The sequence below is a fragment of the Paenibacillus macerans genome (assembly GCF_050565405.1).
GTDB classification, from domain to species: domain Bacteria; phylum Bacillota; class Bacilli; order Paenibacillales; family Paenibacillaceae; genus Fontibacillus; species Fontibacillus macerans_B.
The window spans coordinates 1-10496 of the sequence record NZ_JBNYYG010000100.1 but is presented as its reverse complement, the minus strand read 5'-3'; the positions used below and the strand labels follow the sequence as shown (position 1 = coordinate 10496).

The 10496-nt window shown below is 60.1% G+C and carries 2 protein-coding genes; both read right to left on the bottom strand.

From position 1 onward, the window contains the following. Positions 1–7951, bottom strand: a 7951-nt coding sequence (locus ACQ4N8_RS27730; protein ID WP_430707600.1) for an amino acid adenylation domain-containing protein, incomplete at its 3' end; no start/stop codon positions are given. 511 nt (positions 7952–8462) lie between these two features. Further along, positions 8463–10364, bottom strand: a complete 1902-nt coding sequence (locus tag ACQ4N8_RS27725; protein ID WP_430707601.1) for a condensation domain-containing protein — start codon at positions 10362–10364, stop codon at positions 8463–8465. Between the last annotated feature and the right edge of the window lie 132 nt (positions 10365–10496).

Below are 10496 nucleotides of genomic sequence, written 5' to 3'. Positions count from 1 at the left end.
GGTACGTCACCGCCGGACGTTCCGGCGTCCGCTGCACCTGCCGCTCGAACAGCTGATGGATCGTAACGTCCTCCGGCACGTTCAGCTCCGTTTCGTTCCAATAGAGCAGCGTGCGCAGCTTCTCGGCCGGCGGCACCATCTCGACCGCCGACAAAACCAGGTCGGGCCGGGACGCAACCACCTTCAGCAGTTCCTGCATATATTCGCTCCAACGCAGGATCGTGCTCTCTTTGAACAAATCGCTGGCATACTCCAATTGAAGCCAAGTGCCTTCGGCTTGTTCAAAGGCGCCTAACGTCAGGTCAAACTTGGCGACGCCGATTGCCGCCTCATACGGGCTGATGGTTAGCCGATCGAGACGGAACGTTTCCTTATCCGGACGATCTACCGTCAGCATCACGTTAAACAGCGGGTTGCGGCTCAAATCGCGCGGCAGATCGAGCTGGGCGACCAGATCCTCGAACGGATAATCCTGGTGCGCCAGACCCTGCAGGGCAGTTTCCTTCACCTCCGCCACGAACTGGCGGAACGATTGGCTCGCAACCGGGCGGTTGCGCAGCGCCAGCGTGTTGACGAACATGCCGGTCATGTCCTTCACGTCCGGGTTCGTGCGTCCGGCGACGACGGAACCGACCACGATGTCGTCCTGGCCCGTCAATTTGCCGAGGAAAACGTTGAATGCCGCCAGCATCACCATATGGAACGTCGTGCCGGTCTCCGCGATGAAGCGGCGCAGTTGCTGCGCCGTCTCCGGGCTGAGGGCAAAACGTACTGCACCGCCGGCAAAGCTTTGCACGGCAGGCCGCGGATAATCCGTCGGCAAATGCAGCGTGGGAATCTCCCCGTGGAATTGATCCAGCCAGTACTTCTCCTGCACGGAAATCCGCTTGCGTTGGGCAGGCTCCTGCTGCCACAGCGCATAATCCTTGTAGCTAAGCCGGGGTGCCGGCAGCGTCTCGCCGCGATAGAGCCGGGCGATTTCCTTCACGAAAATTTCCCGCGAAATGCCGTCCGCGATAATATGATGCATATCGATCAACAGCAGGTGGCGCTGGCCGGATAGGCGAATCAACCCGGTGCGCAACAGGGGAGCGGCGCTTAGGTCGAACGGGCGGATAAACCCGCCGATATTCCGCTGCGCCTCCTCCTCGTCCATGTCCGTGACGTTCAGTTCGACCCGGACAACCTCATGGACGATTTGCACAGGCTCCCCGTCGATTTCCCGGAACGAGGTGCGCAGCGTCTCGTGCCGTTCCACCAGGGAGTTAAGCGCCCGTTCGAGACGCGGCGCGTCCAGTTCGCCTTCGAGCAACAGCACGGACGGCATATTGTAGCTGACGCCGGGGTTGAACTGGTGCAGCACGTACATCCGTTGTTGCGCGGAGGATACCGGATAATGCTCCCGCTTGGCCGCCGGTTCGATGCCGGTTCCCGCAAACAGTCGTCCGTCCTGTTCCGCCGCTTCTATATAAGCCGCCAGTTCGCGCACCGTCGGATGGTCAAAAACCGCCTTTAGCGGAACGTCCCTTTTCCACTTGGCATGGATGCGGCTGATCAGTTGCATCGCCTTCAGGGAATGGCCGCCCAGATCGAAATAGTTATCCAATACGCCAACGGATTCCACGCCCAGCGTCTCCCGCCACATCCGGCAAAGCTCGGCTTCGGCGTCGTTTTGCGGCGGCGCGTAGCCGCTGCCTTCCGGTCTTGCCGGCGTCGGCGCCGGCAGGGCCCTGCGGTTGATTTTGCCGTTGCCCGTCAGCGGGATCTCATCCAGTTGGATGAAATAGGTTGGAACCATGTACATCGGCAGACGTCCGGAGAGCCAGGTTCGGAGCTCCGAAGCGGCCAAGAGCTGACCCGCCGTAAAATAAACGCATAGCTCCGGCGGCCGTCCGCCTTCCGCCACCGTGGTCACGTACGTTTGGCCGACCTGCTCGTGCTTCCGCAGCACCGCTTCGATTTCGCCCAGTTCGACGCGGTACCCGCGGATCTTCACCTGGTCGTCGGCCCGACCCAAAAACTCGACTTGTCCGTCCGGAAGCAGCCGGGCAAGGTCCCCGCTTCGGTACATCATGGTTCCCGGCAAATACGGATTGGCTATGAACTTCTCGTCCGTTAAATCGGCCCGGTTCAAATAACCCTCCGCCAACCCGGGACCGGCCAGGTACAGCTCGCCGGCCACGCCGGCCGGAACCAACCGGCGGGATCGATCCAACACGTACGCCGCGGCGTTGTGGATCGGCCTTCCGATCGTCGGCCGCGACGCAAATTCCGCCAGCCGTTCCGTGTCGATGCGCCGGGCAATGATACCGATCGTCGACTCCGTAGGGCCATAATGATTCATCAACGCCGCTTGCGGGTATTTCCGGTGATACGACGCGAGGTCGGTCGGGTTGATTTTTTCTCCGCCCAACACGATCAAACGCAATGAATCCAGCTGTCGGAGATCCTCGAAGCTTGAAGCGTTCACGATCATATGGAACAAAGAAGGCGTCAGTTTGATATAAGTCGTGCCTTGCCGGCCCAAATAGGCGATAAGCCGCTCCGGATCGGTATAGGTTTCTTTGGAAGCGATATGCAGCTCCCCGCCGGCCAGCAGGATCGGGAATAAACTCGTATATCCCAGATCGAAGGCGTACGAGGACAGCAGGGACGTTTTGTCCGCAGGCGTCAACTCGGCTTCCTTCAGGAACCAACATGCATAATTGACCAGTCCCCGGTGCTTCAGTTTGACGCCCTTCGGATTTCCCGTCGTGCCGGACGTATAGATGAGGTAGGCCGCATGATCCGGGCCGATCTCCAAGTCCGGCGTACGGATTTGTTCGCTGAACCAGCTTTCGTCCTTCATGTCCAGCATTTCCGCATCAATGCCGCCGGACCATCGGCCGGCGTAGGCGGTTTCGGTGAGAATCACTCGCGCCCCGCTATCCTTCAGGCAGTAGCGAATCCGCTGCTCCGGAAAATCCGGATCGATCGGCAGGAACGCGCCGCCCGCCTTCATGACCGCCAGAATGGCCACGACCATATCGACGGAACGGTCCAGCAGCAGACCCACGATGTCGCCGGCTTTCACTCCGCGCCGGATGAGGGCCCAAGCCGCGCGGTTGGCTTTGTAGTTCAGTTCGCGATACGTCAGGCTGGCCGTCTCATCGGCCACGGCAACAGCCTCATTCGCCGCAAGCGCGCGTTGTTCGAATAACCGGTGGAACGGTTGCTTCGCAGGGTAATCCGTCCGGTTATCGCGCTGTTCCGCCAGCATATGTTCGCGTTCAGGCGCCGTCATCAGCTCGATCTCCTCAAGACGGATTTCCGGCCGTTCGACGGCGGCTTTGATGATTTGCAGCAGATGCCCGCTGTAACGCCGGATCGTCTCCGGCATAAACAAGTCGGTGGCGTAATCGAAGCTAAGACCGATCCCTCCTTGGCCCGCGGGCTTCTGCACGGCCTCCAGCGTCAGATCGAACTTGGCCGTCCGGTGCATGATCGAATACGAGGAAATGCGCAGACTGCCCAGCTTCAGGGCAGGCACCTCCATATTCAGCATATTCAATGACACGCTAAACAGCGGATTGCGGCTTAGATCCCGGTCAAGCGGCAGCTTCTCGACCAATTCCTCGAGCGGGTAATTTTGATGATCGAATGCCTGCAGACTCGTTTCCTTCACATCCCGCAAAAATTGCTCGAACGTTTTGCCGCCTTCCGGCGCATTCCGCAGCGGCAGCGTGTTGACGAACATGCCCGGCACGTCCTGAATTTCGGCAAACGTGCGCCCGGCGACCGGAGAGCCTACGACGATATCCTCCTGGGCGGCATATTTGGACAGCAGCACATTCAACGCCGCCAGCAAAAACATGTACAGCGTCGTATCCGTTTGGGCCGTCAGGCGATGGATCCGCTGCTCCAGCTCCTCGTCCACGCCGAACACAAACCGGTCGCCCGCATGGCTCTGCACGGCCGGTCTGGCATAATCGGTCGGCAAGTCCAGCACCGGCAGCTCCCCGTCGAACGTGTCCAGCCAATACCGCTCGAGGCGGTTCAGGTATTCGCGCTGCGCCGGAGCCTGCTGCCAGGCGGCAAAATCCTTGTAGTGAAGGTTGGGCGCTGGCAGGTCCGCCCCCGCATAGAGCTGCGCCAGATCGCGAATCAGGATGCCCGTCGAGCTGCCGTCCGAAACGATGTGATGCATGTCGATCATCAGCAGATAGCGTTGGTCCTCCAACCGCAGCAGCTCGGCCCGGACGAGCGGGGCCCGGCTTAAATCAAACGGCCGGATAAACTCGCGAATCCGGGTTTCGGCTTCCGCTTCCGCCGCTTGCGTGCAGGTCAGGCGGAACGCGACATGCTCATGGATTTGTTGCACGAGCTCGCCGCCTTCCATCGTGAAAGAGGTCCGCAGCGTTTCGTGCCGGTCGATCATCGCTTGCAAAGCGGCTTCCAGGCGCGTCTGGTCCAGCTCCCCTTCCAGCAGCAGCACGGCGGGAATATTATAGCTGGTGTCGCCCTCCCCCAGTTGGTTCAGGATGTACATCCGCCGCTGCGAAGAGGACACCGGATAGGACGAACCTGCCGGAGCGGAGACGATCGGGTCCAAAGCCCCTGTTGCGGATGGCCGTTTCGGCACAGTCATCGCCGTGTCGTGACCATCGCCTGCGGCAGCCAGGTCCGCTTCGGCTCCGGCATCCGTCCCCGCATCGGCTTGGCCTGCAGCCTGCTTCTCCGCGAAATACCCGGCCAAGCCACGAATCGTCGGCCGGTCGAACAGCACTTTGATCGGAATATCCCGCCCCATTTGCTGCTTGATTTTGGCGGTCAGCATCATCGCCTTCAGCGAGTGGCCGCCCAGCGCAAAAAAGTCGTCCGTGGCGCCGACCTTCGACAGGCCCAGCACTTCCTGCCAGATCGCCGCAAGCTGGCGTTCCGGTTCGTTTTCCGGCTCCGCATAGAACACTGCCGCTTCTTCGCCGAGCCGGCCGGGCTCGGGCAGCGCTCGCCGGTCCACCTTGCCGTTGACCGTCAGCGGCATTTGTTCCAACTGCATGAAAGCCGAAGGGAGCATGTAATCGGGCAGCAGCTTTGCGAGTACCGCCCGCAGCTCGCCTGCGGCAAATTCCCGCTCGGCGGTAAAGTAAGCGTATAGATGGTTTTCGCCCGCCTGGTCCTGGCACACTATCACCACCGCCTCGCTCACGCCTTCTACCTGCAGCAGCCGCGATTCGATCTCCCCAAGCTCGATACGGAAGCCCCGCACCTTGACCTGATGGTCGATCCGGCCCAGGAATTCGATGATTCCGTCCGGCAGCCAGCGGGCCAAATCCCCGGTCCGGTACATCTTCTCGCCTGGAGCAAAAGGATTCGGCACGAATTTCTCCTTCGTCAGCTCCGGACGGTTCAAATAACCGCGGGCCACGCCGTCCCCGCCTACGCACAGCTCTCCCGGCACGCCGATCGGCAGCAGCTGCCCCTCGGAATCCACGATATACGCCGTCGAATTGCCGATCGGTTTACCGATCGGAATCCGCTCCGCATACGTCTCCGCGATCGGCAGCACGGTGGAGAAGGTCGTATTTTCCGTCGGGCCGTACCCGTTCCACAGCGACAATCCCGGGCAGGCCGCCCGGACCTGATTGACGAACCCCGGAACAAGCGCATCCCCGCCGATGATCAAATGGCGGACGCCGGCGAACATCGCGGCGTTTTGCCCGGCCAGCTGATTGAACAGCGGGGACGTCAGCCACAGCGTGCCGATTTGCCGCTCCCGCAGGAAGCCGGCGAAGCCCGCCGCATCCAGCAGGATTTCCTTGGGCACCGGATACAGCGTTCCTCCGTTCAGCAGCGCTCCGAACAGCTCGAAAGTACTGGCATCGAAGCTAATCGCTCCCGTTTGGGCCATCCGGTCCTGAGCGCCGAAGGGAATGAATCCGGCATTTTGGACCAGGCGCACCACGTTGCGGTGCTCGACCATCACGCCTTTCGGCTGGCCCGTGGAGCCGGAAGTATAGATGATGTAGGCCAAATCGCCGGCCTGATTTACCGGCGGCAGATTCGCCGCATCGGCAGCATTAGTACCAGCGTTGGCATCATCGTTCGCATCCGCAATCGCGTTTACCTCCGTTTCTCCATTTTTCGCCCCCGGCTCGCCCATCGCGCCGATCCCCCCGGCCGGATCTTCCAGCTCCACCGGGATCAGTTCCACACCTGCCGGGTTATGGGACGCCTTGGATGCGCCGCTTACCCGCAGCTGGACGAGCATCATCTTCATGCCGCTGTCTTCGATCAGGTAGCGAATCCGCTCCTCCGGATATTCCGGATCGACCGGCACGTAAGCGCCGCCCGCTTTCAAAATAGCCAGGACCCCGGCGACCGCCTCGATCGACCGTTCCGCCATGATCCCGGCGGCCTCGTTCGGCTTAAGGCCGCGTTCGCGCAGCGTCCGCGCCAGCCTGCCCGCGGCCGCATTCAGCTCGCGGTAAGTCATTTGCCGTTCGCCAAACACGATGGCGGGCTGCTCCGGAGAAAGCCGAACTTGCTCTTCGAACAGCTCGGTAATCGTCCGTTCGCGGGGGTAATCCCGCTTCGTATCGTTCACCGCGTTCAGCCATTCGGCTTGTTCACGCTCGGTCAGCAGGCGGGCCTTGCCGACCTCGATCTCCGGATCGCGGGCGACCTCTTCGGCGATGCGGGTCAAATGGCCGGCGATGGCGCCGATCCAAGCCTCGTCGTAAAGAGAGGCGTTATACATCATCTTCAGCGACCAATCCTCGCCGGGGTACACGATCAGATTGAAATCGTAATTCGTCTGCTCGAAAGCGTTGGCGACCTCGATCGAAAAGCCCAGCCGCTGCTCCATGCCGCCGTTTTGCAGCTCGCGGTCGAGCGGATAATTCTCGAAAGCCAGCAGGTGGCCGACGAGATGGTTTTTCAGCACCGAGCGTTTCTGGATATCGTACAGCGGCACGTAATCGAAGGGTTCGGCTTCAATCGCATCCCGCTGTACGGCTTTGGCCAAATCGGCAAAGGTACTCTTCAGATCGGCTTTGACCCGCACCGGAATCGTATTGATGAATAGCCCGGCCATGTCTTCGATGCCGTGAATCGCCGGGGGACGCCCGGATACGACCGTGCCGAACACGACGTCGTTGCTGTTGTTGTATTTGCCGAGCAAAGCGGCCCACATCGCTTGCAGTAAATTGGGCGGCGTCACATGATAACGGTTGGCGATTTCCTTGAGCGAACCAACCAGCGATTTATCCCAGACGAACTCGTATATTTCGTTGCGGTAAGCGTCTTGGCGCCCGGCAGCCGGTTTCCCGTGGGGGACGGCGGTCGGCTTCTCGAAATCCGCCAGCCGTTTGTCCCAATAGGCCAACGCTTCGTCCTTATCCTGCTTCTCCAGCCACTTCACGTAGTCCGCGTACGGCTTATCCTGCGCGCCCGTAAGCGGCCGGTTCATTCGGATAGCCTCGTAGTACTGGAACAGTCTTTTCATCAGCACGCCCATGCTCCAGCCGTCCATCAAAATATGATGGTTGCTCCAGATCAGATGAAACCGATCCGCCGCCAGCTGGAACAGGGACACGCGAAACAGCTGGTCCTTGGCCAGATCGAAGCCTTGGGCCTGAAGCTCGCGTTTATGCCGGGCGATCGCTCGCCCCTGCTCTTCCGGGCCGACATCCGCCAGATCGGCGAAGTAAACCTCCGCCTTCCGCTCCGCCAGCACGACCTGGCGCGGCCGCTGCAGCTGCTGATACACGAAGACCGTGCGCAATATATCGTAATGACGAACCAGCTGATCCATGCTTTGCTGCAAAATCCCCCGGTCGAACGAACCCGAAATGCGCAGCTCCAACTGGGTAAAATAAGATGAAGAGTCCGGATCCAGCATGGCGTGGTACAACATGCCTTCCTGCATCGGCGTTAACGGGTACACCTTTTGTATCTTTTGTTTATCCATAAGTCCACCTCATCCAAGTTTTCCTACTTTAAGATGTAGTTCAAAAAGTCATCTTTTGATCACGAAGCTTATACAAGGAAGTAAATTCGACGTCGAATCTTGAATTCACCCGGGCCTTCCGTTGCTCACGTAGCTTCCAGCTACGCTCCGCTACTCAGTCCCTAGCTTCATCCAACCTTCTTGGTGCTCAAAACCCGTCTTTTTGAACCTTCATTGAAACGGTAGTTCAAAAAGTTATCTTTGAAGATATAAGAAAGAATAGACATCCAAGGATCAGCTTCCTTATATCGCAAGAAAAACTACCGCTAATCGTGGTCTGGCTTCCTAGAAGGTACTTCGATAGACGTTTTTCTTATCACGAAGCTTATACAAGGAAGTAAATTCGACGTCGAATCTTGAATTCAGCCGGGCCTTCCGTTGCTCACGTAGCCTCCAGCTACGCTCCGCTACTCAGTCCCTAGCTTCATCCAACCTTCTTGGTGCTCAAAACCCGTCTTTTTGAACCCGCACTTTAAAAAAGCTGAAGCAATTGATCAAGCTCATCCAGCGTAAGTTCGTCGTCGCCCAAATCGCTTGGCGTCAGCATGCTGCCGCTTTGGCCCAGGCAGAACTCGATAAGCCGCTGCAGATGGGCCTTGAAGCGGCCGCTCAACGCGGCGACCGTACCCGCTTCGTATTCCTCCGAGTGATAGGAAATGCTCATGCGCAGCACACCGCCTTCGATGAACCCGACGACGTCAAGCGGAGTCGGCTTCTCGGAATTCGGGCTGAGCGGGTTGCCCATCGGCCAGGACGAGCGCGCAAACCGGCCCGATTCGGCCATGTCCGCAAACTGTCCCAAATAGTTGAAGCTGATATCCGGACGCAGGGAGAATGCCAACCCTTCCCGATGCGCTTCCTCCGTTAAATATCGCAGCATACCGTAGCCGATGCCCTTGTTCGGAATGTGGCGCAAATCTTCCTTCATCCGTTTGATCTGGTAAGCCAAATCGTCGGAGCGCTCCAGATCGAGCACCACCGGATATTGGCTCGTAAACCAGCCGACCGTGCGGGACACGTTCACGTCCGCGAACAGCTCCTCGCGTCCGTGCCCTTCGAGAAGGACCGCAATCCGCTCCTGGCCGCTCCACTCCTTAAGCGCAAGGCCTAGCGCCGTCAGCAGCAGGTCGTTCATTTCCGTGCGGTAAGCCTCGTGGGCCAGCGTCGTCAGTTGCTCGGTTTCCTGGGCGGTAAGCGCAAAATCGACCGTACGCGCGTGCAGCATCCGTTGATCCGCAGCCTCGTTATCCTTGGACAGCGGAGCTGTGGGAACGCTCTCCAGCTCGCGCCAATACGCCGCTTCCTTCAGGAACGCCCTGGAGTTGGCGTATTCGGCGAGCCGGGCAGCCCATGCCTGGAAAGAATGCGTTTTTTCCGGCAAAAGAATCGCTTCGCCCCGGGAAGCCTGGGCATAGACGGTCGCGAAATCCTCCAGCAAAATCCGCCAGGACACGCCGTCCACCACCAAATGGTGAATGACCAGCAGCAGATGATCGCCTTGCTCCGTTTGGAAAATCGCCGCCTTGACGAGCGTCCCGCGTACCGGATCCAGACTGCCCTGAATACGTTCGGCCCCACGGCGCACGGCTTCCTCCGGACCTTCGTTCCCGGCGGCTACCGGAATCACTTCCACATCCGGACGAACGTCTTCGGGCGCCCGGTTATGCTGAATGACCTTTGCCGGCTCGCCAGGACGCCCCGGCTCAAGGGCAAATTCCATCCGCAGCGCATCATGGTGTTCAAGCAGCTTGCCGAGCGTCATCCGCACGAGCCGCGGATCGAAGCCGGACGGCGCGTGCAGCATCACCGACTGGTTCCAGTGATGGGCATCGGCGAATCCCCGCTCGAAAAACCACTTCTGGATCGGCGTCATCCGCACCTCGCCCAGGACCGACCCCTGATCGGCCGCTAACGTTTCGGCGCGCCGCAAGTAAGGCAAGACCTGTTCGATCGTCGGATGCTGGAACAGCTCCTTCATCTCCAGCTTCCATCCATGCTTCTGGAGGCGGCTGCCCATCTGGATCGCCTTGATCGAATCGCCGCCAAGCGCGAAGAAGTTGTCCCGGGTACCGACGCGCGGCACGCCCAGCACATCCTGCCACACATCGGCCAGCAGCGCTTCGAGCTCGTTCGCCGGCTCCACGTAATCGCCCGTGGCCGCCGTCAGCTCCGGCTGCGGCAGCGCCCGCCGGTCCACCTTGCCGTTCGGCGTCAGCGGCAATTCGCTGAGCTGCACCCAATACTGCGGCACCATGTATTCCGGCAGCTTTTGCGCCAGCGCGGCCTGCAGCGTTGGCGTCAGCTCGGACAGCCGGTCGTCGGTTTGCCGATCCCCGCGTTCTAACCGCTCGCTGCCTTCCGGTTCGGATTCCATACCCTGACCGGTGCCCCATGTCGGGTCCGAAACCTGGCTATAGCCAGTCCGCCCATGGGCGGCGGTCAGCCCTTCCGGCACGACGTAGGCGCACAACGCGGTATTGCCGTGCGCATCCGGGACGCCGGCGAC